The sequence below is a fragment of the Pseudomonas sp. PDM20 genome, from assembly GCF_014852575.3.
Lineage (GTDB): Bacteria > Pseudomonadota > Gammaproteobacteria > Pseudomonadales > Pseudomonadaceae > Pseudomonas.
The window spans coordinates 4,454,341-4,480,032 of record NZ_CM181224.1 but is presented as its reverse complement, the minus strand read 5'-3'; the positions used below and the strand labels follow the sequence as shown (position 1 = coordinate 4,480,032).

General features: G+C 66.4%; 22 protein-coding genes. 10 read left to right on the top strand and 12 right to left on the bottom strand.

What is annotated here, in order from left to right; genetic code table 11:
* Positions 1-8 precede the first annotated feature (8 nt).
* The 4 genes from IB261_RS20390 to IB261_RS20375 all read left to right on the top strand — a co-directional run bounded on the left by IB261_RS20390 (position 9) and on the right by IB261_RS20375 (position 7,183).
* Positions 9-1,976, top strand: coding sequence for a DUF1302 domain-containing protein (locus IB261_RS20390; RefSeq protein ID WP_192381265.1), 1,968 nt, complete (start codon positions 9-11; stop codon positions 1,974-1,976).
* A gap of 74 nt (positions 1,977-2,050) precedes the next feature.
* Complete coding sequence (locus IB261_RS20385; RefSeq protein WP_081519388.1) at positions 2,051-3,418, top strand: DUF1329 domain-containing protein; 1,368 nt, start codon at positions 2,051-2,053, stop codon at positions 3,416-3,418.
* Positions 3,419-3,704: 286 nt separating this feature from the next.
* Entirely contained in the window at positions 3,705-4,787 is a 1,083-nt protein-coding gene (locus tag IB261_RS20380) for a WD40/YVTN/BNR-like repeat-containing protein (protein ID WP_081519389.1), read from the top strand.
* Between the two features lie 14 nt (positions 4,788-4,801).
* Positions 4,802-7,183: an efflux RND transporter permease subunit gene (locus IB261_RS20375; protein WP_192381266.1), complete on the top strand. Its 2,382-nt coding sequence runs from the start codon at positions 4,802-4,804 to the stop codon at positions 7,181-7,183.
* Positions 7,184-7,254: 71 nt separating this feature from the next.
* Here IB261_RS20375 and IB261_RS20370 read toward each other — a convergent pair whose 3' ends face one another.
* The gene (locus IB261_RS20370; RefSeq protein ID WP_192381267.1) at positions 7,255-8,052 is read right to left on the bottom strand and encodes a cyclase family protein; all 798 of its coding nucleotides are present in this window, start codon (positions 8,050-8,052) and stop codon (positions 7,255-7,257) included.
* Positions 8,053-8,164: 112 nt separating this feature from the next.
* Here IB261_RS20370 and IB261_RS20365 point away from each other — a divergent pair, with 112 nt between their 5' ends.
* Positions 8,165-8,581, top strand: a complete 417-nt coding sequence (locus IB261_RS20365; protein ID WP_192381268.1) for a carboxymuconolactone decarboxylase family protein — start codon at positions 8,165-8,167, stop codon at positions 8,579-8,581.
* Positions 8,582-8,941: 360 nt separating this feature from the next.
* On the opposite strand, the gene IB261_RS20360 is transcribed toward IB261_RS20365, so the two are convergent.
* The 11 genes from IB261_RS20360 to IB261_RS20310 form a co-directional block, all read right to left on the bottom strand.
* The gene (locus tag IB261_RS20360; RefSeq protein WP_192381269.1) at positions 8,942-10,042 is read right to left on the bottom strand and encodes an alpha/beta hydrolase fold domain-containing protein; all 1,101 of its coding nucleotides are present in this window, start codon (positions 10,040-10,042) and stop codon (positions 8,942-8,944) included.
* Between the two features lie 37 nt (positions 10,043-10,079).
* Positions 10,080-11,723 (bottom strand): BatD family protein, encoded by a 1,644-nt coding sequence (locus tag IB261_RS20355; RefSeq protein WP_192381270.1) that lies wholly within the window; start codon positions 11,721-11,723, stop codon positions 10,080-10,082.
* Positions 11,720-13,480 (bottom strand): VWA domain-containing protein, encoded by a 1,761-nt coding sequence (locus IB261_RS20350; protein ID WP_192381271.1) that lies wholly within the window; start codon positions 13,478-13,480, stop codon positions 11,720-11,722. Before IB261_RS20350 ends, IB261_RS20355 begins: the two co-directional genes overlap by 4 nt.
* Entirely contained in the window at positions 13,477-14,511 is a 1,035-nt protein-coding gene (locus tag IB261_RS20345) for a vWA domain-containing protein (RefSeq protein WP_192381272.1), read from the bottom strand. Before IB261_RS20345 ends, IB261_RS20350 begins: the two co-directional genes overlap by 4 nt.
* Complete coding sequence (locus IB261_RS20340) at positions 14,504-15,001, bottom strand: DUF4381 domain-containing protein (RefSeq protein ID WP_192381273.1); 498 nt, start codon at positions 14,999-15,001, stop codon at positions 14,504-14,506. The genes IB261_RS20345 and IB261_RS20340 overlap by 8 nt, the downstream gene beginning before the upstream one ends.
* A complete protein-coding gene (locus IB261_RS20335) occupies positions 14,998-15,942 on the bottom strand; it encodes a DUF58 domain-containing protein (RefSeq protein WP_192381274.1) in 945 nt (314 codons plus the stop codon). The genes IB261_RS20340 and IB261_RS20335 overlap by 4 nt, the downstream gene beginning before the upstream one ends.
* A 1-nt stretch (position 15,943) precedes the next feature.
* Positions 15,944-16,903, bottom strand: coding sequence for an AAA family ATPase (locus IB261_RS20330; protein WP_045211803.1), 960 nt, complete (start codon positions 16,901-16,903; stop codon positions 15,944-15,946).
* A 61-nt stretch (positions 16,904-16,964) separates the two neighbouring features.
* Entirely contained in the window at positions 16,965-17,846 is an 882-nt protein-coding gene (locus tag IB261_RS20325; protein ID WP_225605917.1) for a DUF1353 domain-containing protein, read from the bottom strand.
* 43 nt (positions 17,847-17,889) lie between these two features.
* Positions 17,890-18,810 carry a 5-oxoprolinase subunit C family protein gene (locus IB261_RS20320; protein ID WP_192381275.1) on the bottom strand — a complete coding sequence of 307 codons (921 nt, stop codon included), beginning with the start codon at positions 18,808-18,810 and terminating at the stop codon, positions 17,890-17,892.
* Positions 18,807-19,520: a 5-oxoprolinase subunit PxpB gene (pxpB, locus tag IB261_RS20315; RefSeq protein ID WP_192381276.1), complete on the bottom strand. Its 714-nt coding sequence runs from the start codon at positions 19,518-19,520 to the stop codon at positions 18,807-18,809. The genes IB261_RS20320 and pxpB overlap by 4 nt, the downstream gene beginning before the upstream one ends.
* A complete protein-coding gene (locus IB261_RS20310) occupies positions 19,517-20,269 on the bottom strand; it encodes a 5-oxoprolinase subunit PxpA (protein WP_192381277.1) in 753 nt (250 codons plus the stop codon). The genes pxpB and IB261_RS20310 overlap by 4 nt, the downstream gene beginning before the upstream one ends.
* A gap of 161 nt (positions 20,270-20,430) precedes the next feature.
* Between IB261_RS20310 and IB261_RS20305 the strand changes: the two genes are divergently transcribed.
* From IB261_RS20305 to IB261_RS20285, 5 genes are all read left to right on the top strand, one after another.
* Positions 20,431-21,333, top strand: coding sequence for a LysR family transcriptional regulator (locus IB261_RS20305; RefSeq protein WP_192381278.1), 903 nt, complete (start codon positions 20,431-20,433; stop codon positions 21,331-21,333).
* 192 nt (positions 21,334-21,525) lie between these two features.
* Positions 21,526-22,380 carry an ABC transporter substrate-binding protein gene (locus IB261_RS20300; RefSeq protein WP_192381450.1) on the top strand — a complete coding sequence of 285 codons (855 nt, stop codon included), beginning with the start codon at positions 21,526-21,528 and terminating at the stop codon, positions 22,378-22,380.
* A gap of 58 nt (positions 22,381-22,438) precedes the next feature.
* On the top strand, positions 22,439-23,941 hold the full coding sequence (locus IB261_RS20295) for an amino acid ABC transporter permease/ATP-binding protein (RefSeq protein ID WP_192381279.1): 1,503 nt from the start codon (positions 22,439-22,441) through the stop codon (positions 23,939-23,941).
* A gap of 13 nt (positions 23,942-23,954) precedes the next feature.
* The gene (locus tag IB261_RS20290) at positions 23,955-24,620 is read left to right on the top strand and encodes a GntR family transcriptional regulator (protein WP_192381280.1); all 666 of its coding nucleotides are present in this window, start codon (positions 23,955-23,957) and stop codon (positions 24,618-24,620) included.
* Positions 24,621-24,635: 15 nt separating this feature from the next.
* On the top strand, positions 24,636-25,490 hold the full coding sequence (locus IB261_RS20285; protein ID WP_192381281.1) for an urea carboxylase-associated family protein: 855 nt from the start codon (positions 24,636-24,638) through the stop codon (positions 25,488-25,490).
* Positions 25,491-25,692 lie beyond the last annotated feature (202 nt).

Here is a 25,692-nt window from a genome sequence, read left to right as displayed (position 1 = left end):
GAGTCCTAATGGAAATCCCAGTTCGCAAGCCCGTCTTGCGTTATGCGCCTGCTCGTGCGGGCTTCGCCCTGGCAGGCATCCTGCCTCTGCTGATGTCCGCCCCGGCGACCGCCGTGGAGTTCAGCTTCCTCGACAACGAGGTGACCGGCTCGCTGGACAGCACCGTTTCCTACGGCTCGCTGTGGCGCGTACAGGGTCAGGACAAGACCAATAACGACATCAACGGCAACGACGGCAACCGCAACTTCGACACCGGCCTGGTTTCCGAGGTGTACAAGATCACTTCCGACCTGGAAGCGACCTACAAGAACTACGGCCTGTTCGTACGTGGTTCGGCTTTCTATGACACCCAGATCATGGACAAGCGCAACGACTACTACGACAACAACCACCCGGCGCAGCCGAGCCAGACCTACCCCAACAGCGACCGCTTCACCAGCGAGACCCGTGACGCCGCCGGCAACCGCGCCGAGATCCTCGATGCCTACGTCTATGGCAACTGGGACGTGGCCGACCACCCGTTGACCGCGCGCCTGGGTCGCCAGGTGTTCAACTGGGGCGAGGGCATCTTCTACCGTGGTGGGGTCAACACCACCAACCCGGTGGACGCCGCCAAGTTCCGCCTGCCGGGCGCAGAGCTGAAGGAAGTGCTGATGCCGGTTGAGGCCGCGAGCTTCAACATCGGCCTGACCGACAACCTGTCGATGGACGCTTTCTACCAGTGGAACTGGAAGGAAACCCGTATCGACCCGGTCGGCACCTTCTTCTCCGAGACCGACCTGTTCGCCGATGGTGGCAACACCGCCTACACCACCGTGGGTGCGCTCTCCAACCCGCTGTTCCAGACACTCTACCCGCAGCTGTCGGCAGCCCATGTGGGCGGCCTGCAGGGCACCAGCTACCTGGACTCCAATGGGGTGTTCAAGGTCGCCAACGTCGGCAAGGACATCAACGCCAAGAACGATGGTCAGTTCGGCGTGGCCTTCCACTACGTGGCCGAAGAGCTGAACTCCACCGAGTTCGGCTTCTACTTCGTCAACTACCACTCGAAAGAGCCGACCATCTACGCCGACCTGAACAGCGATTACGCCGGCGTGAACCTCGACCAGCTGGCCGGCATTGGCGGCTTCAGCTCCTACGACCAGCTGGTAAGCGCGGCAGGAGGCGGCAACGCCCTGGCCGGCCAGGTGCTGAGCCTGGTCAACGGCGCGACCTCCGTGGACGTGGCCAACCAGGTCAACGCCCGTCGCGAGTACGTCGAGAACATCCGCATGTACGGCTTCAGCTTCAACACCACCGTGGGCGATGCCTCGGTGTTCGGTGAGCTGGCCTACCGTCCGAACCTGCCGATCGGCATCGCCACCACCAACGACCTGCTCGGCGACCTGCTGGTCCAGGCTCCGGGTCTGGCCAGCGGCAAGACCGTGAATATCGGTGGCGGCCAGGTTTCGATGAGCGACCAGATCCACAACTACGAGCGCGTCGAGGCCTTCAACACCTCGCTGGGTACCATCTACAACTTCGGTCCCTCGCTGTCCTTCGACTCGCTGATGGGCGTGGCGGAACTGGCCTCCGAGCACCTGCGCGGCAGCGACCTGAAATACACCGCGTACGACGGCACCACCCGCTACTACTCCGGCCGCAGCAACGGCGCCTACATCTCCGGCTACGACCGCGACGATCAGGTGAACAAGAACGCCTACGGCTACACCCTGCTGCTGTCGGGTACCTGGAACGACGTCTTCGCCGGCGTGAACATCTCGCCCTACGCCGTCTACAAGGACGACTTCGAAGGCAACTCCTACCAGACCGGCAACTTCATCGAAGGCCGCAAGGCCTACACCCTGGGCGTCAAGGCGACCTACCTGAACGCCCTGGAAGCCGAGCTGCAATACACCGAGTTCTACGGCGCCGGGCAGAACAACGCCGCACGCGACCGCGACAACGTGGGCTTCAACGTCAAGTACTCGTTCTAACGAAAACAGATCCTATGAAAGCCGCGCGGCGGGGTTCAGAAGTACCCGCCGCGCACACCTCACGGAGAAGCAACATGCGCAACATGCGTACCCTGGTTGGCGCCGCAGTGGCCCTGGCCCTGTCGGCCGGCAGCGCCCTGGCAGCGGTTTCCCCGCAGGACGCGGCCAAGCTGCAGTCGACCCTGACCCCGATGGGCGCGGAAAAGGCCGGCAACGCCGCCGGCACCATTCCGGCCTGGACCGGTGGCATCACCCAGGCGCCGGCCGGCTACAAGCCGGGCCAGCACCACATCGACCCGTTTGCCGCCGACAAGCCGCTGTACACCATCACCAAGGCGAACCTGGACCAGTACAAGGCCAACCTGACGCCGGGCACCCTGGCGCTGTTCGCCACCTACCCGGACACCTTCCAGATGCCGGTGTACCCGAGCCGCCGCAGTGGTTCGGCACCGCAGTGGGTGTATGACAACACCCTGAAGAACGCCACCAGCGCCAAGCTGGCCGAGGGCGGCAACGGCTTCGTCGATGCCTTCGGCGGCATTCCGTTCCCGATCCCGCAGAGCGGCGTGGAGGCGGTGTGGAACCACATCGCTCGTTACCGCGGTACCTTCATCGTGCGCCGTGCGTCCGAAGTGGCCGTGCAGCGTAATGGTGACTACTCGCTGGTGACCTCGCAGCAGGAAGCACTGTTCAAGTACTACGTCCAGGGCAAGAGCTTCGCTGACCTGAACAACCTGCTGTTCTACTACCTGTCGTTCACCAAGAGCCCGGCTCGCCTGGCCGGTGGTGCCGCGCTGGTCCACGAGACCCTGGATCAGGTGAAGGAGCCGCGTCAGGCCTGGGGCTACAACGCTGGCCAGCGCCGCGTGCGCCGTGCGCCGAACCTGGCTTACGACACCCCGATCGCTGCCGCTGACGGCCTGCGTACCGCCGACGACACCGACATGTTCAACGGCTCGCCGGATCGCTACGAGTGGAAACTGATCGGCAAGAAGGAAATGTACATCCCGTACAACAACTACAAGGTTTCCAGCCCTGAGGTTAAGTACAAGGATCTGCTGACCCCCAGCCACCTGAACCCGAAGTACACCCGCTACGAACTGCACCGCGTGTGGGTCGTCGAAGGCACCCTGAAGCCGGGCTCGCGCCACATCTACTCCAAGCGCGTGCTGTTCCTGGACGAAGACAGCTGGGGCGCCGCCGAAGTCGATCAGTACGACGGTCGCGGCGAGCTGTGGCGTGTTTCGCTGGCCTACCTGAAGAACTACTACGAGCTGCCCACCACCTGGACCGCTCTGGATACCTTCCACGACCTGCAGGCCCGTCGCTACCACGTACAGAACCTGGACAACGAAGAGCCGAGCACCATCGACTTCGGCCAGGCCGTACCGGACGACTCCTACTTCAGCCCGTCCGCACTGCGTCGCCGCGGCACCCGCTGAGTTCGTGTCATGCCTGAAAGAGCCCGCCCTTCGGTGGGCTTTTTCATTTGTGGTTGAAAAGTCGCCAGACCCTGTAGGGCGGAGACGAAAAGTGTTACCGCTCAACCCGCTGGAAGCCCCCAGCTGCGCGCCTTTCGGCTGAGATGGCAAAATGCAGTCATCCTTTCGAGTGAGGCGGCCAGGGCTTAACAAAAGATAACGTGCCGTTAATTGTCAGCCTCGGAAAAGGCTGGCTATATAGCTCCAAACTACATACCGCCTGCATAAGAAAAAGAGGTAAAGGCATATGCGTGAGCCCCTGTGGCGCACTTCGAGCGAGCAGCCCGTATCGGGAGTGCGAAGCTCCTTCCCGATGTCGCGCAAGACGGTTTCCCTGCTCGGCGCGTTTTCCTTCCTGATGATGTCCCTGGCTCCGCTGCATGCCGTTGCCGCAACGGACGCCGCCAGTGATTCCAACTCGATCGTTTCCGCCAAGGCCTCCAGCAGCCTGCTGCTGAGCATTGCCCATGCCGGCAAGCGGCTGATCGCGGTGGGTGATCACGGGCACATCCTCTATTCCGACGACGCAGGCAAGAGCTGGACCCAGGCCACCGTGCCGACCCGCCAGCTGCTGACCTCGGTGTTCTTCATCAGCGACAAGAAGGGCTGGGCCGTCGGCCATGACGCCCAGGTCCTGGCCACCACCGATGGCGGCACCACCTGGGTGCGCCAGTTCGAGGACCTCAAGCGCGAAGCGCCGCTGCTGGACATCTGGTTCCAGGACGAGAACCACGGCATGGCCGTGGGCGCCTATGGCGCGCTGCTGGAAACCACCGACGGTGGCCAGCACTGGGAAGACGTCAGCGACCGCCTGGACAACGAAGACCAGTTCCACCTCAACGCCATCACGGCGGTGAAGGATTCCGGCCTGTTCGTGGTCGGCGAGGCGGGCAGCATGTTCCGCTCCAAGGACTGGGGCGAGACCTGGGAAAAACTCCAGGGCCCGTACGAAGGCTCGCTGTTCGGCGCCACCGGCACCACCCAGGCCGGCACCGTCCTGGCCTACGGTCTGCGCGGCCACCTGTTCCGCTCCACCGATTTCGGCAGCACCTGGCAGCAGGTCAGCCTGCCCACCGCCAACGGCGGCGAGCTGGAGTTCGGCCTCTCCGAAGGCAGCCTGCTGGATGACGGCACCATCGTCGTCGTCGGCCATGGCGGCAGCGTGCTGGAGAGCAAGGACGACGGCGTGAGCTTCAGTGTCGTCAACCGTCCGGATCGCCTGTCCCTCGCGGGCGTGAGCGCGGCCGGCAATGGCAACCTGGTCCTGGTCGGCCAGGGCGGTATCCACCTGGCTTCGGCGACCGGCGCCGAGCTGACAGAACAACAATAAGCCGGGGAGCCGCAATGAACGCTCTGAACAAGCATCAACAGGACAAGGCGACTTTCCTGGAACGCATCATCTTCACCCACCGGCCGTTCGTGATCATCGCGTGCCTGCTGGTGACCGTCTTCCTCGCCTGGTCGGCCACGCAAGTGCGTCCGTCCACCAGCTTCGAGAAGATGATCCCGCTGCAGCACCCGTTCATCCAGAACATGCTGGAGCACCGCAACGACCTGGCCAACCTCGGCAACACCGTGCGCATCTCGGTGGAAGCGGTGAATGGCGACATCTTCACCAAGGAATACATGGAGACGCTGCGGCAGATCCATGACGAGGTCTTCTACATCCCCGGCGTCGACCGCTCCGGCATGAAGTCTCTGTGGAGCCCGAGCGTGCGCTGGACCGAAGTGACCGAGGAAGGCTTCGCCGGTGGCGAGGTGATCCCGCAGACCTACGACGGTTCCGCCAAGGCCCTGGACCTGCTGCGCAACAACGTGCTCAAGTCCGGCCAGATCGGCCGCCTGGTGGCCAACAACTTCAAGTCGAGCATCGTCGACGTGCCGCTGCTGGAGGTCTACCCGGACCCGAAGGACCAGGGCAAGCTGATGAAGCTGGACTACCGCCAGTTCTCCCATGAGCTGGAAGAGAAGATCCGCGACAAGTACCAGCTGCAGAACCCCAACGTGAAGATCCACATCACCGGCTTCGCCAAGAAGGTCGGTGACCTGATCGACGGCCTGCTGATGGTGGTCGGCTTCTTCGGCATCTGCTTCGTCATCACCCTGGTGCTGCTGCTGTGGTTCACCAAGTGCGTGCGCTCCACCATCGCCGTGCTGTCCACCACCCTGGTGGCGGTGATCTGGCAGCTGGGCCTGCTGCACATCATCGGCTTCGGGCTGGATCCGTACTCGATGCTGGTGCCGTTCCTGATCTTCGCCATCGGTATTTCCCATGGCGTGCAGAAGATCAACGGTATCGCCCTGCAGTCCAGTGACGCGGAAACCCCGCTGCTGGCCGCCCGCCGCACCTTCCGCCAGCTGTTCCTGCCGGGCATGATCGCGATCCTCGCGGACGCCGTCGGCTTCATCACCCTGCTGGTGATCGACATCGGCGTGATCCGCGAACTGGCCATCGGCGCGTCCATCGGCGTGGCGGTGATCGTGTTCACCAACCTGATCCTGCTGCCGGTTGCCATTTCCTACATCGGCATCAGCAAGAAGGCGGTACAGCGCAGCAAGGAAGACGCCGTGCGCGACCATCCCTTCTGGCGTGCGCTGTCCAACTTCGCCAGCCCGTCGGTGGCGCCGATTTCCGTGGTCATTGCCCTGGCGATGTTCGCCGGCGGCATGTGGCAGGGCCATCACCTGAAGATCGGCGACCTCGACCAGGGCGCGCCGGAACTGCGTCCGGATTCGCGCTACAACCTGGACAACGACTTCATCATCCGCAACTACTCGACCAGCTCCGACGTGCTGGTGGTGATGGTGGCGTCCGAGGCCGAAGGCTGCTCCACCCACAAGACCCTGTCCGCCATCGACGAGCTGTCCTGGCGCCTGGAGAACACCCAGGGCGTGCAGTCGGCCATCTCCCTGGTCACCGTCTCCAAGCAGATGATCAAGGGCATGAACGAAGGCAACCTGAAGTGGGAGTCGCTGTCGCGCAACCAGGACGTGCTGAACAACTCCATCAGCCGCGCCGAAGGCCTGTTCAACAGCAACTGCTCGCTGGCGCCCCTGCTGGTGTTCCTCAACGACCACAAGGCCGAGACCCTCGACCGCGCCGTGGCCGTCGTTCAGGACTTCGCCAAGGCCAACGAGAAGGACGACCTGAAGTTCAAGCTCGCCGCCGGTAACGCCGGTATCGAGGCCGCCACCAACGACGTGATCAAGCACTCGGAACTGACCATCCTGATCCTGGTGTACATCTGCGTTGCGCTGATGTGCCTGATCACCTTCCGCTCCTTCGCCGCGACCCTGTGCATCGTGCTGCCGCTGATCCTCACCTCGGTACTGGGCAACGCGCTGATGGCGACCCTGGGCATCGGCGTGAAGGTGGCGACCCTGCCGGTGATCGCGCTGGGCGTGGGTATCGGCGTGGACTACGGCATCTACATCTACACCCGCCTGGAGTCCTTCCTGCGCCAGGGCCTGTCCCTGCAGGAAGCCTACTACGAGACCCTGAAGTCCACGGGCAAAGCGGTACTGTTCACCGGCCTGTGCCTGGCCATCGGCGTCGCCACCTGGATCTTCTCGGCGATCAAGTTCCAGGCCGACATGGGCCTGATGTTGACCTTCATGCTCCTCTGGAACATGTTCGGCGCCCTGTGGCTGCTGCCGGCGCTGGCGCGCTTCCTGATCAACCCGGAGAAGGTGCGTCAGAAGAAGGCTTCGATCCTGGTTCACTGATCGACGCTCGAGCAATAAAGAACGCGGCCCTCGGGCCGCGTTTTTTTATATTCTTCGTAAGGGGGCCGCCTTCACGGCAGAATCGCAAACACCCGCGCCGGGAAGCCCGTACCCTGGGCAATCTTCGGGAAACTCACCACCGCCAGCGCGCCGGCTTCGGGCACCTTGTCGAGGTTGGCGAGCAGTTCGATCTGGTAGTGGTCGGTGCCCAGGATGTAGGACTCCAGCGAATAGTCGTCCTTGCTGGTGGCGATGCCCGGATCGGTGTCGGTGGTCTCGTGGCCCGATGCAGTGATCTTGCGCGTCTCGTAGAGGTACACCAGCGCCTCCTTGCTCCAGCCCGGATAGTGCGCCACGCCGTTGGCGTCCTGGTTCTGCATCTTCGCCTGGTCTGGCCAGCGCTGGGACCAGTCGGTGCGCAACGCCGCGAAGGAGCCTTCCGGTACCGCACCATGCCTGGCCTCCCAGGCCTTCACATCGGCGAGGGTGAGTACGTAGTCGGGGTTCTTCGCCACCTGTTCATGGATGTCGAACACCACCAGCGGCAGGAACTGCTCCTTCACATCGAGCTGGTCGACGCTGCGCAGGCCCTTGTGGAAGTGCACCGGCGGGTCGACGTGGGTGCCCCACTGTCCGACGTGGCTGTACAGCTCCACCTGGAAGCCATCCTTGTCCACGGTGTAGAGCGTCTTGCGGCCCATGGGTTCGAAGCCTTTCCAGTGCGGCGTGTTGCTGTCGAACGAGTGGGTCAGGTCGACGAAAGTGTGCTGCTTGAGGCTGGCGTAGGTGTCCCACAGGCCGGGCTGGGCGGCCTGGCTCGCGGCGGGCAGCAGGGCGGCGGTGAAGAGCAGGGCGGGGAGGCGTTGCATGGGTCTGATTCCTTGACAGGGATGGAAGAAAGCGCCTTATCTTTCTCCATCGTCTGATCCGCCATCCAATTCTGAATTCTGCTTTTCTTATTCCTTTCCGTTAGGAGACCCCATGTCCTTCCAGCTCATCGAGTACGCCGAAGCCAGTCCTGAAGTCCGTGCCGTCTACGACGACATCATGGCGACCCGCAAGATCGACTGGGTGAATAACTTCTGGAAGGCCCTCGCCAACCATCCGCAGACGCTCAAGCGCACCTGGGAAAGTCTCAAGGAAGTCATGGGGCCGGGGCAGCTCGATCCGCTGGTTAAGGAGCTGATCTACGTCGCCGTCAGCGTCACCAACAACTGCAATTACTGCATCGGCTCCCACGGCGCCGCGGCGCGCAAGGCCGGGATGGACGACGCCATGCTCGGCGAGCTGATGGCGGTGGTGGCCATGGCCAACGAGACCAACCGCCTTGCCATCGGCTACCAGGTGCCGCTGGACGATGTGTTCAAGGGCGCGGTGATGGAGAGCAGCGCCAACTGAGTCGACTGGGCCCTGTAGGAGCGGGCCATGCCCGCGATCCGTCGGCAGGGCCGACGTTTTTCTGGTGTTGCAGGTTTGCTGCTTCGGCTTGGGTATTTCGGCGCCGCTTCAGCATGCGCGTGGACTCCGTGTTTCGCCCCCTCGGGCGACCTTCTTTGGCAAACGACGGATGGCCGCCCCACCCAAAGAAGGCAAAGGTCTTGCCCCGGACAACCGGTTTTTCGCTTAGGCGAAAAATACCCTCGTTGAACGGGGCATTCGGCGCGTGCGGATGTTTCTCTGGAAGTCTCATCAGAGCCAGAGCGGCGTGGCTCTTCGTAAGAGCGAGCTTGCTCGCGAACCCGCCCTGCGCCCGAACCATCAGGGGCGGGATTGGGACAACCGCTGGATCGCCTTGACCGGAGTTCCATCGCTCCAGCGCCCCATGGACAGCTGCGCCGGCCCGCCGCCCAACGCGTAGTCGCGGTCCTGGCCGTAGAAGGCCGCATCGCACAGCGCATCGAACAACTTCCACGGTCCGAACCAGTCCATCGCATCGGTGGCCAGCGCGTTGTGTGCCGACGGCTGGCCCTGTTTTAGCCGTTGCTTCACGCGTTCCTGCACGCGGTTGAGCAGCCAGCTGGAAGAGTCGCTGGGCGGGTAGCGCGGATCGAAACGCGGCGCGGTCGGCGCTGCGTGATTGGCCAGCAGCGGCGGGCTGCCGTGGCGGTCGCTGCGCAGCAGGAGCAGGTCCTTGTCGCGCGGTGCGACCTGGGTGCTCTCCGCGTAGACGCGTCGCGCGTCATCGCAGGCGACGCGATCGTCCTCATCACCACAAACAGCCAGCAGCAAGGTGCCGGCGGGAATGTTTGCCAGTGGCTCCAGCGGCACCTGCCGCCAGCGCGGGCCGCTGCTCTTGCCCGGCTCAACCGCCATCAGCGCGCGCGGTTGTGGCACGCCGAGGCGTTGCCAGGAGGCTGCCAGCCCGCTGGCGATCAGGCCGCCCGCCGAATGGCCGACATAGGCGACGTGCTCCAGCTCCGGCTTCACCCCCAGTTTGCCCGCCTGCAGATCGGCGAGGGCGCGGCGCACGGAATCGGCGGCGTTGGGCAGGAATTCCGCCGCCGGCGTCTTCAGCGTGGCCTGGTAGCGCGGGTAGATGAGGATGGCACCGCGCCGGACGATGTGCTCGATCCAGGCGCGGTAGAGGTCGGGCTGCATGACGCTCCAGCCGTGGGTGAAGACCACGACGGGGGCCGTGGACGGGGCAGGACGGTCCGGGGTGAACACCCAGTACTCGTTGCCGTCGGTGGTGAAGTGCCACTGGCGCACGTCGGCGTGGGCATAGTTCGAGCCGCCGGGGCCCTGCAGTGGCTGGGTCGGTGGCAGAACCTCGGCAGCGCTCAGCGGGGCTGCCTGGAGCAGGTCGCAGATCAGCAGCAGGCCGGCGGCCAGTGCTGGAATCAGCCGGTGGGCGGGCATGGAGGCACCTCTGGCGGGGATGCCTCCAGCATAGCTGTCAGCGTGGATAGAGCGGCGGCAGGCTGCTGGCTTCCGGCGCTGGTGGCGCGTCCGGATCGGCGCCAGGGAGGGTGCGGATGGCGCGCCAGAGGTCTTCACCCTGCCAGTTGCGACCGCCTTCGCTGTCGCTATAGAGCGCGCCGTTCAGACCGTCCAGCGCATCGGACAGTGGCACGAAGCGCGCCGCCATGTCGGCCAGGGTTTCCGGCTGCTGGCGGGCCCAGGCGTCCAGCGCCTGGCGGGTGGCGTGGGAATCGTTGGCCTGGCAGGCGCGGCGCAGCTCGTCGAGCAGCGTGCGGGTACTGGGGCCAGCCTGCGCCACACGGATCACCGCCGGCTGGCTACGGGCGCGCCACCACAGGCCGAAGCCGAGCAGGGTGGTCAGGCTGAGCAGTGCGCAGGCGAGCTGCCAGGGCCACAGCAGCGTGTCGCTGACCGGCGCTTCGCTGGGCGCGGCGGGGGGCTCGGCGTGCTCTTCGAGTTGTGCGTTGGCAGCGACCTGCAGCGTGCGCGCCGGCAGGCTGGTGCGCTCGACGCGGCGCTCCCGGGTGTTCCACCAGACGATTTCCACCGGCGGCAGCTCCACCGGGCCGGCCTTGTCGGCGATCAGTGCTTCACGCTCTTCGCGACTGCCGATCATGCCCTGGTCGCTGGCCTCGTTGGCCAGCTGCGGCTGGTCCGGATAATGGCGCAGGCCCTTGGGCAGGCTGATGGGCAACGGCGGCAGCTGGGCGCTGGAGAGGCCTTCCACGCGCAGCATGATGTTGCGGGTCAGCGACTCGCCGGCCTTGGCCTCTTCCGGCTGCGGGCTCCAGGTCTCGGTCAGGCTGAGCGAGCGGGCAGGCAGCCACGGTGCGTCTTTCGGGTAATCGGCGGGCTTGGGATCGACCTGCAGCGGGATGCTCGGCGAGACCACTCGAATCTGTTTGCCCGTTGGCGGGCCGAAGGGATTGTTGTCCTCGTTGCGGCGCTGCGCGACCTGGGTTGCGTTGAAGGTCTGGCCGGGGATTTCCAGGGTGCCGCTGTTCTGCGGGAAGATCGCGTAGCGCACTTCGATCACGCCGTGGCGAACGCCGTTGATGTCCTTCTCGTAGGTGCGCGCCTCACCCAGTTGCTCGACGCGGGCGTCGTTCATGCGCAGCGGGCTGAGGCTGCTGTCGTCGTACAACGACACCGAGTGATAGATGCGCAGGGTGAGGATCACCTGGGCCTGCACCCAGCTTTCCTCGCGGTCGACGCTGGCGTCGATGAACACCGGGGCGAGCTTCTGGCCCTCGGCGCTGTCCTCGGCCTTGAGCACGTCGAGGCTGATCGGTTCGCTGGCATTGCCGCCCAGGTGGATCGGCGGGATTTCCACCTTGCCTTCGTTGCGCGGCTGCAGGGTGATGATCCAGCGCGTGGTGGCCTGGGACTTGCCGTTGAGCGTGGTCAGGCGGTTGACCTGACGGGTGCCGAGCACCACGAACTGCTCGTCCAGCGGCTTCAGGTCGGGCTTGCCGAACAGCGTGGGGTCGTCGGATTCCAGCGTCAGCTCGACGCTCTCGCCCTGGTTCAGGCGGGCACGGTCGACGCTGGCGGTGAGGCTGGCCTCGGCGCGGAAGGCGACGAGGCAGAGCAGGGTCAGGCAGATCAGCCTTTTCATGGGTTGGGTTCCTGGCGCTGCTGCTGTTGCTGGTACCAGAACTTGCGGCGCAACAGCTCGGACGGATCGTCGGGAATCTGCCGCAGCCACTGTTCCAGGGCCTGACGGCGCTCGTCACCTAGTGGACCGGCATCTTCCGGGTTGGTTTCCTGTTCTTCGCGGGCGTCCTCGCCGGGCTTGTCGCTGTGGCTGGCGGAGGGGCGGTCGGCTTCCTGCGAAGGGTTCTTCGCTGCCGGTGCCGGCTGCGAGTCGCGTTCGCTGGAATGTTCTTCCTCTTGCTGCTGGTCCTGCGGCTTGGCGGCCTGGGGATCGCTGCTCTGGGCGGGGTCCTGGTTCTGCTGCGGCGGCTGGTCGGTGCCATCGCCCGCGGGGTTGTCCTTGCGCTGGCGCAGCAGGTCTTCGAGCAGCGCCTTGTTGCGCTTGGCCGACTCCAGCTCGGGCTCGCGCTCCAGCGCCTGGTCATAGGCGTCGATGGCCGCCTCCAGCTCGTTCTGTTTCGCCAGGGCGTTGCCGCGGTTGTAGTGGTCTGCGGCCTCATCGCCCTGGGCGAAGGCCTGGGCGGCGTCGACATAGTCGCCGGCGCGGTACAGCGCCAGGCCTTTCCAGCGGAAGTCGTCGAAGCGCTCGGCGGCTTCGGCGGGGTGCCCCGCGTCGAGCAGGCGCTGGCCCTGCTGGTCGGGCCGCAGCCAGAGGTCGTTGAACTCGAAGGCGTTGGCATCCTGCGGCGGCGCCCACAGCAGCGGCAGCAACAGCGGCAGGCTGAACAGCCAGCCGCGTCGGCCGGCGCAGGCGGCGAGCAGCAGTAGCGGCAACAGCAGCCAGTAGCCCTGGTCGGCCCAGCGTTGCAGGCGCAGCAGGGCATCTTCCTCGCTCACCTGCAGGCCCTGGGTGCTGTCCAGCAGGCCGAGGGAGCGCAGGTCGCTGCTGCTGGCGCGCAGGCGCTGGAAGCGTCCGCCCATGTCGGTGGCGAAGGCACGCAGCGAGTTTTCGTCCAGCCGCGGCACGAGAATGTTGCCCTGGTCGTCCTTGAGGAAGGTGCCGTCTTCCTGGGCGATGGGCGCGCCGCCGGGGGTGCCGACGGCGAGCAGCAGCAGGTCCTTGCCCTTGCCTTTGAGGGCCTGGCGGATGCCCTGGCGTTCGCGGGCGTCCAGCGCGCTGGTGATCAGCAGGATTCGGCCGTTGCCTTCGGCGCCGTTGTCCAGCAGTCGGCGCGCCTGGGCCACGGCAAGGTCGGCGCGCTCGCCAGGTTCGGGCATGATCGACGGCTTCAGGGCGTCCAGCAGGTTGCGCGCGGTGCCCAGGTCATTGGACAGCGGCACCAGCGTGTGGGCGCTGCCGGCGTAGACGACGATGGCGGTCTGCGCGTCGCTGCGGCTCTGCAGCAGGTCGAGCAGCTTGTGCCGGGCCTGCTCCAGGCGCGTCGGCTTGAGGTCGGTGGCGAGCATCTGCGGGGTGAGTTCCAGCACCACCACCAGAGGGTCGCTGCGCTCCATGGTCGGTTGCTCCACCTGCTCCCAGCTTGGGCCGAGCAGGGCGAGCACGGCCAGCAGCCAGGCGATGCCGAGGTAGATCCATGGGCGGCGCTCATGGCGGCCGCTGCCGCCGGACAGCAGCCACGGATGGAAGGCCGGTGGCAGCAGCAATTGCCAGCGGCCGGCGCGGCGTTCGCGGTGCCAGAGTTTCCACAGCAACCAGCCGAGCGGCAGCAGCAGGATCAGCCAGAGCGGGTGCAGCAGGTGCGGCCAGACGTGGCTCATGGCCGGCGCTCCTTCTGCAGGCGCGCCGTCCAGGCCGGCCAGCGCCAGTCCTCGGGCGGCCACAACGTTCCGACGACCAGCGCCGCGCTGATCAGCAGGGCCAGCAGCAGCGGCCAGCGGTACAGCGCGATGGCCGGGCGTGCCTGGGTCGGCTTCTGTTCCACCGGTTCGAGCTGGTCGAGGCTGTCGGAGATGCGTTGCAGCTCTTCACCGTTGCGCGCACGGAAGTATTCGCCGCCGGTGCTTTCGGCGATGGCCTTGAGTGTCGGTTCGTCCAGGTCCAGCCCCGGATTGAGGCCGAACAGCCCGGCGACGCCACCCTGTTTGGGATCGGCGCCGATACCGATGGTGTAGACCTTCACCTGTTCCTCGGCAGCGAGTTTGGCGGCGGTCTGCGGGGAAATCTCGCCGGCGGTGTTCGCGCCGTCGGTGATCAGTACCAGCACGCGGCTCTCGGCCGGGCGCTGGCGCAGGCGCTTGACCGCCAGGCCGATGGCGTCGCCCAGGGCGGTGTCCTTGCCGGCGATGCCGATCAGCGCCTCGTCCAGCCAGATGCGCACGGTGTGGCGGTCGAAGGTCAGGGGCGCCTGCAGGTAGGCGCGGGTACCGAACAGAATCAATCCGACACGATCGCCCCGGCGGCCCTCGATGAAGTCGCCGAAGAGTTTCTTCACCAGGTCGAGGCGGCTGACTTGCGCGCCGTCCCAGGTCATGTCGGCGTAATCCATGGAGCCCGAGACGTCGACCGCCACCAGCAGGTCGCGGCCGGTGGCCGGGATCGGCAGCGGCTCGCCGACCCACTGCGGGCGCGCGGCGGCCAGCAGCAGGCAGAGCCAGAGCAGGGCGAAGGGCGCCTGCTGGCGCCACGCCGGCAGGCGTGCGCGGGCTCGGCGGCCGGCGAGGCCTTCGAGTTCCTTGAGGAAGCTGACCTTGATCGCCGCCTCGCCGTTGTCGGCCGGCGGCAGGATGAAGCGCATCACCCAGGGCAGCGGGACGAGCAGGAAGATCCAGGGCCAGGCGAACTCAAACATGCTTGCGCACCCAGGTTTCCACCGATGCAGCGAGGCCGTCGATGGCCTTGTCGTCCAGCTTGCACTCGGCGCGGTAGCCGCCTTCCACCAGGATCATCCAGCGGGTCAGGCCGGCGGCCGGGCAGCGCGTATCGAGGAAGGCCAGCCAGGCGCGGCCGCTCAGGGTATGGCTGTGGCTCTCCGGCCAGCGGGCGCGCGACAGGCGCTTGAGCAGGCCATTGAGCGATTGCAGCCAGGGGCCGGCCGGCGCGCGGTCGTAAGGGCGTGGCAGGCGCTTGAGTTCCTCCAGCGCGGCTTCGCGCAGCGGGTCCAGTGCCACCTCGGCAACCACCTTGGCCTTGCGCCTGGGCAGCCAGCGCTGGCGGTTGCGCCAGAGCCCCCAGAGCAGCAGCGGCACCAGCGCGGCGAGCACCCACCAGCCCGGCGCCGGCGGCCACCAGGGCACCGCAGCGGGTTCGATCAGCGGTTGCAGCTGGTCGAGGGGATTCATTTCGCGTAGCCCGGCTGGTGCTGTTCCAGCAGGTTGCGCAGTTGTTCCACCAGTTCTTCCTGGGTGGTCAGCGGCAGCAGCGGCACGCCAAGGCGCAGGGCGAGGCGCTGCCAGCGTTCGCGGCGCGCTTCGCCAAGGGCGCGGTAGGCCAGGCGTTGCTCGTCGATGTGAGTGTCCAGTTCCAGCTGCGCCTGACCCTCGGCGAACCTCAACAGGCCGGCGGCGGGCAGTGCATGATCGAGCGGGTCGGACACCGGCAACATCACCAGGTCGGTGTGGCGCGCCAGCAGGGACAGCTGTTGCTCGGCGACGTCACTGAGCGCGCGCTCGTCGCACATCACCATGATCAGGCTGCCGGGGCGCAGCACCTCGCGGGCGCGGCGCAGGGCCATGCCGAAGCCGTCGCCGCTGTGGCTGAGGTTGGAACCGGCGAGCAGGGCGTTGTTGGCGCGCACGATCAGGTTGAACAACTGCAGCAGGCTCTGCTTGCTGCGCCGTGGCTTGATCTCGTGGCATTCGCTGTCGGTGAACACCAGCCCGCCAATGCGGTCATTGTGCGCCAGCGCGGCCCAGCCGACGAAGGCGGCGGCGCGGGCGGCGAGTACGGACTTGAAGCACAGGCCGGAGCCGAAGAACAGCCGGGCGCTCTGCTCGACCAGCACGAACACCGGACGCTCGCGTTCCTCATGGAAGAGCTTGGTGTGCGGCTCCTGGGTGCGCGCGGTGACGCGCCAGTCGATGGTGCGCACGTCGTCGCCGGCCTGGTAGACGCGCACCTGGTCGAAGTCCACGCCGCGGCCGCGCAGGCGCGAGTGGTGCAGGCCGATCAACGGGCTGCGCCGCGAGGGCGTCGAGAACAGCTGGACTTCGCGCAGGCGGTGACGGATCTCGATCAGCTCGCCGAGCGAGACGGCCACGCCGGGCGCCAGGACGTTGTGCATGTCAGGCGACGGCGACCACGTCGAGGATGCGCTGGACCACACGGTCCTGGTCGATCCCGGCGGCTTCCGCCTCGAAGGTGAGGATCAGGCGATGGCGCAGCACGTCGAAGAGCATCGCCTGGATGTCCTCGGGGCTGACGAAGTCGCGTCCGGCCAGCCAGGCATGGGCGCGTGCACAGCGGTCCAGGGCGATGGAGCCGCGCGGGCTGGCACCGTAGGACAGCCACTCGGCGAGCTCGGCGTCGTACTTGGCCGGGGTGCGCGTGGCCATGATCAGCTGCACCAGGTATTCCTCCACGGCGTCGGCCATGTACAGGCCAAGGATTTCGTGGCGGGCGGCGAAGATGGCTTCCTGGGTAACCCGGCGCTCCGGCTTCGTCTCGCCATGCAGCGCTTCGCCTCGGGCCTGCTGGAGGATGCGGCGCTCCACGGAGGCTTCCGGGTAGCCGATCTTCACGTGCATGAGGAAGCGGTCGAGCTGGGCCTCGGGCAGCGGGTAGGTGCCTTCCTGCTCGATGGGGTTCTGCGTCGCCATCACCAGGAACAGCGGCGGCAGGTCATAGGTGCTGCGGCCCACGCTGACCTGGCGCTCGGCCATGGCTTCGAGCAGGGCGGACTGCACCTTGGCCGGCGCGCGGTTGATTTCGTCGGCCAGCACCAGGTGGTGGAAGATCGGCCCCTGCTGGAACACGAAGCTGCCGTTCTCCGGGCGATAGATCTCGGTGCCGGTGATATCCGCCGGGAGCAGGTCGGGGGTGAACTGGATACGGTGGAACTCGGCCTCCAGGCCCTCGGCCAGGTCCTTGATCGCCTTGGTCTTGGCCAGGCCCGGTGCGCCTTCCACCAGCAGGTGGCCGTCGGCGATCAGGGCGATGAGCAGCCGCTCGATGAGCTTTTCCTGGCCGAGGATCTGGCTGGAGAGATACTGGCGCAGTGCAAGGAGCGACTCACGATGTTCCATCGCGTGGATTTCCTAGACGAAGGGTGGGGCTGTCGGGCCGCCTACTTTACTGCATCGGCCGTCACTCTTGCAGCGCTGCGCTTCGAGCCTTGTGCGGCGCTAGTGGTTCCCGATGGACTTCGAGGCCGGGCAGTGGGGTCAGGCAGCGCAGCGAGGTATTGGGGTTGCGCTGGCGGCGCATGTCGCGCGCGCCGCCATGGACCACCGCGAAGCGGTAGACCCAGGCCACCAGGCGCGGCATGCCGGCGCGCAACAGCATGCGGTGGAACAGCTCGTCCGCCTCGGCCTTGGTCACCGGGGCAACGTTGAGGAACTGGTACAGCGCGTCATGCACCAGGCTGGCGTGGTGTGCCACTGGCCAGAACATCACGCGCTCCTTCTGCTGGCCATGGCGCAGGCACTGCACGCTTTCCAGGTGTTCCCACCAGTCCGGCGTACCGAGTGTGGCGACCCAGAAAAACGGCACCTTCGGCGAGCAGCCGTCCCAGGCGTAGGTGCGGGTGCAGCCGAAGTCGTAGCCCACGGTACCGGCAGCGAGGTCCACGCTGGCGGGGCCGGGGTTGATGATGATGCGGCCGTCGTGAACCACCAGCCACTCGCTATAGAAGAAGCGGCCGTCGAATACCGGGTCCTCGCAGACCAGCGGGAAATCGATGTAGTTGATCCACGGGCCGTTGCGGTCACGGCTGCAGAAACCCCATTCGCGCACCGAGCGCTCCCGCGCGGCTTCCACACGGCGCAGGCGCTCGTCACGGCCGACGATGCGCGGCAGCAGTACGCCGAGATAGACCGGGACTGCTCCAATCAGCAGCGGCCGCACAGCCTCGTCAAGGAACAGCCAGGCCAGCACCAGCAGCGCCACGCCCAGCAGGGTGACCAGCAGGTTGTCCAGGTGGCGCAGCAATGGGCGGTGCAGGGGCGGGTGGCGTTGCATGGAATCCATTCCGGAGGGAACTCCTATGGTAGCACGACGCCAGTATCGCTCCTCAAGTTTTCCATTGCTCCAGCAGTTGCAGGTGCTGGCGCAGAGCTCCACCGTGCTCGCAGGGGTGCAGGCGTATGGTCTGGCCGGGGGCACATTGCGCCAGACGCGCGAGAGAGTGGGGGGCGATGGCGCCCAGGCGGGGATAGCCGCCGATGGTCTGGCGGTCGTTGAGGAGGATGATCGGCTGGCCGTCGGCCGGCACCTGTACGGCGCCCAGCGGAATGCCTTCGGACACCATGGGTGGCCCGAGGTACTGCAGTTCCGGGCCAAGCAGGCGCATGCCCATGCGGTCGGCGCGCACATCCAGCTGCCAGTCGCTGTTGAAGGCGTCGAACAGGCTCTGCCCGCTGAAGTGGCCGGCCTGTGCGCCAAGCACCAGGTCGAGGACGGGGCTGTCGGTGTAGCTGGGGCGCCGCGCCTCCGGGACTGTCCGCAAGCTGCCGTGGCCGGCGGCGGCCTGCAGGAGATCACCCGCGCGCAGCGGGCTGGCCAGGCCGTCGATCCCACCCAGGCCTTCCCGGCTGACAGTGGCAGCGCTACCCAGGGTATGACGGCAGAGGAAGCCGCCGGGAACCGCCAGGTAGGCCCGGCTGCCCTGGCGGGGCTGGCGCAGCCGCAGGGTCTGGCCGGCGCGCAGCAGGGCGCTCTGCCAGGGGGCGAAAGGCTGGTCGTCGAGCTGCGCATCCAGGTCAGCGCCGGCCAGGGCGAGGGTGCCGTCACTGACGCAGCGCAGGCTCAGGCCGCCAAGGGGGATCTCCAGCGCGCAGGCGTCCAGGGCGTTGCCGAGCATCCAGTTGGCCCAGTACTGCGCAACCCAGTCGAGTGCGCCGCCCTCGGTAATGCCCAGGTGCCGCACGCCATGGCGTCCACCATCCTGCAGCTGCACCAGCGGCTGGCAGGTTTCTATCTGCAGGGTGGTCATGCGGTTGGCTCCTTGTCGTCCATCGGGCTGATGTCGCCGCCCAGGCGCAGGAACTCACCCCGGTCGACGCTCACGAAGCGCACCCGGTCGCCCGGTTGCAGCAGGCTGTAGCCTTCGCGCTGGCGATCGAACAACTGCGCCGGGGTGCGCCCGATCAGGTTCCAGCCACCGGGTGAGGTCAGCGGGTAGACCGCGGTCTGGCGTTCGGCGATGCCCACGCTGCCAGCGCTGACTCGTTGTCGGGGAGTGGCCAGGCGTGGCGAGGCGATGCGCTCGTCGACCATGCCCATGAAGGCGAAGCCCGGCGCGAAACCGAGGGCGAAGACGTCGTACTGCCCTTCGCTGTGGCGTCGGATCAGTTCCTCCGGTTCCATCCGGCACTGCCGCGCCAGCCGGTCGAGGTCCGGGCCGACGCTGCCGTGGTACCACACCGGTATCTCCACTTCGCGGCTGCTGTGGCGGTCCAGCGGGCGCAGACCATCCAGCGCCTGGCGCAACTGTGCGCGGATCTCGCCGCTCTGCAGGCGTTCGGGGGACAGTCGCAGCAGCAGGGTGGTGTAGGAAGGGACCAGTTCCAGCAGGTCATCGCCGAAACGCTCGCGCAGGCGTTGGGCGGCGGCCAGCAGCCAGGGCATGTTGGTCGCGTCGATGTGCTCGAACAGGCGCAGGGTAAAGCTGTCCAGCGAGGCAACCTCGATGCGCGGGTTCATCGCTCAGCACCCATGTCGAGGGCCTGGCGCAGTTGCTGCACGGCTTCCACCGAGGCGGCGTTGTCGCCGTGCACACACAGCGTGTCGCAGGTCAGTTGCAGTGTCTGGCCGTCCTCGGAGCGCAGGCTTTCTCCACTGGCCAGGCGCAAGGCTTGCTCGATGACCAACTGGTGGTCGTGGTGGACCGCGCCGGGAGTTCCCCTTGGCACGAGGTGGCCGTCGCCCGTGTAGCGGCGGTCGGCGAAGGCTTCGAACCAGAGCGTCAGGCCGAACTCTGCGGCCATGGCCTGGGCCGGGCGATTGTCGCGGGTGGACAGCAGCATCAGCGGCAGGCTGTTGTCGTAGCGGCTCACGGCGGCCATGACGGTGCGCAGTTGCTGAGGCTTGCGCATCATGTCGTTGTACAGCGCGCCATGGGGTTTGACGTAGCCGACCCGGGTGCCCTGGGCGCGACAGATGCCATCGAGTGCGCCGATCTGGTAATGCAGCAGGTCAGTGATCTCTTCCGGCGTGCAATCCAGGCTGCGTCGGCCGAAACCCAGCAGGTCCGGGTAGCCGGGATGGGCGCCGATGCGCACTCCATGGCGCAGTGCGAGCGCCACGGTGCGGCGCATGGTGCCGGGGTCGCCGGCGTGGAAGCCGCAGGCGATGTTGGCGCAGTCGATGTAGGGCATCACTTCGGCGTCGAGGCCCATGGTCCAGGCGCCGAAGCTTTCGCCGATGTCGCAGTTCAGTAGTGGGGTTGGCATTGCCGCGTCTCCGTTGGTGGGCAGTGGCTCGTCGTGGAAAGAATTTTTCCGAGGCGGCGGCTCGGGCGTCCAACGGTTAATTCCGAGCAGGGGTGATAAGAGAATCCGATCACTGCCACTGCGACGTGATTACACTGAGGGTCCCGCCTGCGAGTGACAGCATGAACATCAAGTTTCTCGAGACCTTCATCTGGGTTGCCCGGCTGAACAGCTTCCGCCTGACCGCCGAGCGACTGTTCACCACTCAGGCTGCGGTGTCCGGTCGAATCGCGGCGCTGGAGGCCGAGCTCGGGGTGCGTCTGTTCCTGCGCGATGCCCGTGGTGCCACGCTGACCGCCGAGGGGCGCGCCGCCCTGGCGCACGCGGAGCAGATGCTCGAGACCTACCAGGCGTTGCGCCAGAGCGCCGACCTCGGCGGCGCCGGGCGCTTGCGCCTGGGCGTGATCGACAGCGTGGTGCACAGCTGGCTGGCGCCGCTGATGGGGGAACTGCAGAAGCGCTTTCCCACCCTGGAAGTGGAGTTGCAGGTGGACACCGCGCGCCACCTGCTGGAGCAATTGCGCCGGGGCACGCTGGACCTGGCGCTGCAGACCGACCCGCTGGCCAGCGACAGCCTGCGCAGCGTGCGCCTGCTGAGGATGCGCATGGCCTGGCTGGCGCGGCGGGGTGGTGCGCAGCCTGGCAGCCTGCGCCTGGCCGATCTGGCCGCCGAACGGCTGCTGACGTTTTCGCGACACTCGCGGCCGCACCAGGATCTGCTCAGCCTGCTGCACGCCGCCGGCATCGATGCACCGCGGGTCAGCTGCATCAACTCGCTGGCCGCCATGGAGCGCCTGCTGCTCGACGGCTATGGCATTGCGCTGATGCCGCCGGCGTTGTTGAGCGCGGGCGAGGCGGAGGCTGTGCAGGCGCTGCCCCTGGACGGTGAGCCGCCCGCACTGGAGGTGGTGGCGAGCTGGCGCGTCGGCGCCGGCCTGGAGTGGCTGGAGGCCGTTGTCGGCTGCTGCCAGGAGGTTGTGCAGCGCTACTGCGCCCAGTGCCCCGAATGGGTGCAGGAAGCTTGAGTAACCGGTCTGATTCGAACGGTAACAGTAGTTGCATTCGGGCTGATCGGTGTTTCTGAGTTTCCCAGAAGGTCGGCTTAGTGCGGCGGAAAAGGCGTTCTAATCTCCGCGTAATTTTTGAGTTGGCATCATATTTGATTAAGCCATGGCTAGAGATTGTTGAACAATCAGCCACGAGCGGAGACGATCATGATGTCGCAGTTTCATTCTGTCCGGTTGCCGAAATCCCTGCGTCGCGCCCTGCTGCCCCTGGCGCTGCTGACGGCGCTTCCCGCCCTGGCGGCGGAGCCGGGTGCCACCCTCGCCGCCGGCTCCCTGAGCGTCGGCTCCGACCTGACCTACCCACCCTACGCCTACCTGGAGGGCGGGCAGCCTGCCGGCTTCGATCCCAGCTTCATGCGTGCCCTCGGTCAGCAGATGGGTGTGCAGACGCAGTTCATCGATACGCGCTTCGCCAACCTGGTGATGGGGGTCAACGCCCGCCGTTTCGACGTGGTCGCCTCGGCGCTCTATGTCACCCCGGAGCGGACGCGCCAGGTGGATTTCCTGCCCTACCTGAAGAGCGGTGCCTCGCTGATGGTGCGCGGCGACGACAGCTTCCGCCCGCTGCTCCCCGAGGACCTGTGCGGCAAACGCGTCGGCTCGATCAAGGGCGGCTCCTGGATTCCTGCCCTGCTCAAGGTGTCTCGCGAGGTCTGCCAGGCCAAGGGCCAGGCGCCGATCGAGTCGCGTGAATACCCCACCTCGCCTGAAGCGGCCCAGGCGTTGCTGTCGAAGGCCGTCGACGTGCAGTTCGAGAACGCCGCCGTGGCCAAGATCATCAGCGAGAAGCTGAGTGGCCGGGTGGTCATCAGTTCGCAGCAGATGATCTATCCGGTGGTGATCGGGCTGGCTGTGCGCAAGGGCAACGACGCATTGCTGCAGGAGTTGCGCACCGGCCTGGCGGGCCTGAAGGCCGACGGGCGCTACAGCGCGCTGCTGGAGCAGTACAACCTCGCCGAGCCTTCCGAGGCGGACGTCACCGCGGCCCTGCAGGGGCGCCTGTGAGTTTCTCGCGCTGACTTATGGCCCGCTGCTGGCGGGCCTTGCGATACGGAGTACGGATATGCAATTCGATTGGCACTACGCCCTTGGGCTGTTGTGGAACGAAGACTTCTGGCGCGCGGTGCTCACAGTAGTGGAGCTGAGCGTGGAAACCTGGTTGCTGGGCATCGTCTTCGGCTTCCTCCTGGCGCTGGGGCGGCAATCCACCCGGCGCTGGCTGCGTGACCTGTCCGGCGCCTACATCTGGTTCTTCCGCAGCCTGCCGCTGCTGGTTCTGCTGATCTTCGTCTACAACCTGCCGCAGATATTTCCCTCGACCAGCCACCTGCTTTCCAATCCCTACGGTGCCGGCCTGATCGCCATGGTGATCAGTGAAACCGCGTACATCGCGGAAATCCACCGCGGCGGCCTGCTGGCGGTGGCCAAGGGCCAACTGGAAGCGGGCAAGGCCCTGGGCATTGGTTACCGCGGCGTGCAGTGGCTGATCGTGATTCCACAGGCCCTGCGCGTGGCACTGCCGACGCTGGCCAACGAGTACATCACCATCGTCAAGCTGACCTCGCTGGTGTCCGTCATTTCCCTGTCGGAGATCCTCCTGGTCGGCCAGCAGCTCTACACCCAGAACTTCCTGGTGATGGAGACGATGCTGGCGGTGGCCTTCTACTACGTGCTGATCGTGACCGTGTTCAGCTACCTGCTGCGCCGCCTGGAGAACTACCTCGATGTCAGCCGCCGCGTGCCACGGGTGGTGGTGGTCGGCGAGCTGCCGGCGAAGCTGGAAGGCCGCCCGGTCGATTCCGGCAAGAGCACCTTCGCCCTGCAGGTGCGCGGCGCGCGCAAGCGCTATGGCGAGTTGGAAGTGCTCAAGGGCATCGACCTGGATGTGCGCTGGGGCGAGGTGGTGTCGATCATCGGCCCGTCCGGCTCGGGCAAGACCACGCTGATCCGTACTCTCAATGGCCTGGAAACCCTCGACCAGGGAGAGGTCACCTTGTGCGGCGCGCCCTTCCTGCGCGGCGCGCGCGAGCCTGATGGGCCGCTGAGCAGCAAGGTGCACATGCAGGGCATCGTGCAGGTCGGCATGGTGTTCCAGGGCTTCAACCTGTTCCCGCACAAGACCGTGTTGGAGAACGTGATGCTCGCGCCGCGCCACCACGGCCACGATGACCTGGACCTGCGCCAGTTCAGCCTGGGCCTGCTGAACAAGGTGGGCATGCTCGATCACGCCGGCAAGTACCCGCACCAGCTGTCCGGTGGTCAGCAGCAGCGCGTCGCCATCGCCCGCGCCCTGGCCATGCGTCCGGCGGTGATGCTGTTCGACGAACCGACCTCGGCGCTCGACCCGGAGCTGGTCGGCGATGTGCTGGCGGTGATAGAGGAGCTGGCGCGCGAGGGCATGACCATGGTCATCGTCACCCACGAGATGAACTTCGCCTTCCGCCTTTCCGATCGCGTGGTGTTCATGGAGAGCGGCCGCATCGTCCAGGCCGGCCCGCCGCGCGAGCTGCTGGAACAGCGCAGCGAGCGGATGGGGCGTTTCCTCAAGGATGTCCAGCTGGCCTGATACGGAGCCTCCCATGAACGACAAGAATGCCATTGGCCTGTCCCTGGCTGCGCAGGTGGCCAACGAATTGCGCGAGGACATCATCGGCGGGCGCCTGCTGCCGGGGATGGCGCTGGTGGAAAGCGAGCTGGTGCTCGCCTACAACGCTTCACGCAACACCGTTCGCGAGGCCCTGCACCAGTTGGGCCGCGAAGGACTGGCCACCTACGTGCGCAATAAAGGTGTGATGGTCCGTCGGCTTGGGCTGGCCGAGGTGCGCGACATCTTCCTGGTGCGCCGCACTCTGGAACTGCAGGCGATCCGTACCAGCAAGCCGCTGCGCGAGTACCAGTCCGACCGCATGCTCGAAGCCATCGAAGGCGCCGAGCTGGCCCAGGATCGGGAGGACTGGCAGGCCTTCGGCACCCACAGCCTGCACTTTCATCAGCACATAGTCGGGCTGATGCGCAGCCCGCTGCTCGACGAATTCTTCGCCAATATCGCGGCGCAGATGCGCCTGGTGTTCTCCCTGGCTCCCAGCGAGGAAAACTTCCAGCGTCCCTGGCTCGCCCGCGACCGCCATATCCACGACCTGTTGGTCGCCGGCCGTCCCCACGAGGCGGCGGAGGCGATGGCGGAGTACCTCGACGATTCCGAATCCGCGCTGCTTGATCTGCTCAGCGCGCCCCTGCCTCTGTGAAACAGGAGATACCCCATGTACAAGAATTATCCCGCTGCCTACCAGGTCACCAAGGGCTCGGCGCTGCAGGTGGACAAGGACTTCTATCAGCGCATCCGCGAAAGCGCCGGACAGCGCGAGCTGGTCGAGAGCTTCGAGGTGCCGATCCGCACAGGGCGCGCGTGGAAAGTCCCGGCCGGCCACGTATTCCGGGTGACCACGCCGAACGGCCCGCAGGTGGGCGATTTCAACGTGTGGAACGCCAACGATCCGCGCGAGCGCATGTGGGCCGCGCGCACCCGCCAGCTGCAGGGAGCGCACGTCACTACCTACGACCGCCTGTGGTCGAACCTGCCGTTCCTGCGCCCGCTGCTGACCATTACCGATGACAGCCTGGCCAGCTACGGCATCGACGAACACGGCGGGCGTCTGCACGATCTGCTCGGCACCCGCTGCGATCCCTACGTCAACAAGATGCTCACCGGCGAGGAGTTCCATCACCACTGCCACTCCAACCTCACCCGTGCCGTGCTGCCCCATGGTCTCACCGAGTTCGACGTGCACGATGTGCTGAACATCTTCCAGTGCACCGGCCTGAACCATGACGACATGTACTTCATGAAGGCCTGTCCGGCGCAGAAGGGTGACTACCTGGAGTTCTTCGCCGAGATCGATGTGCTCTGTGCGCTGTCCACCTGCCCGGGCGGCGATCTGTCGCTGCCGATGTGGGGGCCCGACGCGCAGGACCCGCTGAGCGTCTGCCGTCCGCTGGGGGTGGAAATCTATCGCCTGGACCCGGCGCTGCTCGAAGGCTGGAGCCAGCCGGAACGGGCGTCCTACTCCGGGCAGCACGGCCTGCTGCTGCAGACGCCGGAGTGGGAGCGCCGCTGATCCATCGGGGCCGCCGCAACGGCGGTCCCGTTTCCGCCCCGCCCCGGCCGCCGGTTTCCACCGGCCGATCTCCCCCCTGAACGCGTGCCGGTGCCAGCGGCCAAGCGCTGCCGCAGGCTGAACGAATATGTCGCAGCCCCGTAAGCGGACGGTAGCCGACTCCCGATAAGCTCGGCGGACCGGTGACCGCCCGGTCGGGACG

Coding starts and splice junctions, on each gene's coding strand:
- IB261_RS20295 (WP_192381279.1), top strand. CDS start 22,439: ATGCAATTCGATTGGCACTACGCCCTTGGGCTGTTGTGGAACGAAGAC.
- IB261_RS20305 (WP_192381278.1), top strand. CDS start 20,431: ATGAACATCAAGTTTCTCGAGACCTTCATCTGGGTTGCCCGGCTGAAC.
- IB261_RS20370 (WP_192381267.1), bottom strand. CDS start 8,052: ATGCAACGCCTCCCCGCCCTGCTCTTCACCGCCGCCCTGCTGCCCGCC.
- IB261_RS20385 (WP_081519388.1), top strand. CDS start 2,051: ATGCGCAACATGCGTACCCTGGTTGGCGCCGCAGTGGCCCTGGCCCTG.
- IB261_RS20355 (WP_192381270.1), bottom strand. CDS start 11,723: ATGAAAAGGCTGATCTGCCTGACCCTGCTCTGCCTCGTCGCCTTCCGC.
- IB261_RS20330 (WP_045211803.1), bottom strand. CDS start 16,903: ATGGAACATCGTGAGTCGCTCCTTGCACTGCGCCAGTATCTCTCCAGC.
- IB261_RS20335 (WP_192381274.1), bottom strand. CDS start 15,942: ATGCACAACGTCCTGGCGCCCGGCGTGGCCGTCTCGCTCGGCGAGCTG.
- IB261_RS20390 (WP_192381265.1), top strand. CDS start 9: ATGGAAATCCCAGTTCGCAAGCCCGTCTTGCGTTATGCGCCTGCTCGT.
- IB261_RS20340 (WP_192381273.1), bottom strand. CDS start 15,001: ATGAATCCCCTCGACCAGCTGCAACCGCTGATCGAACCCGCTGCGGTG.
- IB261_RS20375 (WP_192381266.1), top strand. CDS start 4,802: ATGAACGCTCTGAACAAGCATCAACAGGACAAGGCGACTTTCCTGGAA.
- IB261_RS20345 (WP_192381272.1), bottom strand. CDS start 14,511: ATGTTTGAGTTCGCCTGGCCCTGGATCTTCCTGCTCGTCCCGCTGCCC.
- IB261_RS20380 (WP_081519389.1), top strand. CDS start 3,705: ATGCGTGAGCCCCTGTGGCGCACTTCGAGCGAGCAGCCCGTATCGGGA.
- IB261_RS20320 (WP_192381275.1), bottom strand. CDS start 18,810: ATGACCACCCTGCAGATAGAAACCTGCCAGCCGCTGGTGCAGCTGCAG.
- IB261_RS20300 (WP_192381450.1), top strand. CDS start 21,526: ATGTCGCAGTTTCATTCTGTCCGGTTGCCGAAATCCCTGCGTCGCGCC.
- IB261_RS20310 (WP_192381277.1), bottom strand. CDS start 20,269: ATGCCAACCCCACTACTGAACTGCGACATCGGCGAAAGCTTCGGCGCC.
- IB261_RS20290 (WP_192381280.1), top strand. CDS start 23,955: ATGAACGACAAGAATGCCATTGGCCTGTCCCTGGCTGCGCAGGTGGCC.
- IB261_RS20325 (WP_225605917.1), bottom strand. CDS start 17,846: ATGGATTCCATGCAACGCCACCCGCCCCTGCACCGCCCATTGCTGCGC.
- IB261_RS20360 (WP_192381269.1), bottom strand. CDS start 10,042: ATGCCCGCCCACCGGCTGATTCCAGCACTGGCCGCCGGCCTGCTGCTG.
- IB261_RS20365 (WP_192381268.1), top strand. CDS start 8,165: ATGTCCTTCCAGCTCATCGAGTACGCCGAAGCCAGTCCTGAAGTCCGT.
- IB261_RS20285 (WP_192381281.1), top strand. CDS start 24,636: ATGTACAAGAATTATCCCGCTGCCTACCAGGTCACCAAGGGCTCGGCG.
- pxpB (WP_192381276.1), bottom strand. CDS start 19,520: ATGAACCCGCGCATCGAGGTTGCCTCGCTGGACAGCTTTACCCTGCGC.
- IB261_RS20350 (WP_192381271.1), bottom strand. CDS start 13,480: ATGAGCCACGTCTGGCCGCACCTGCTGCACCCGCTCTGGCTGATCCTG.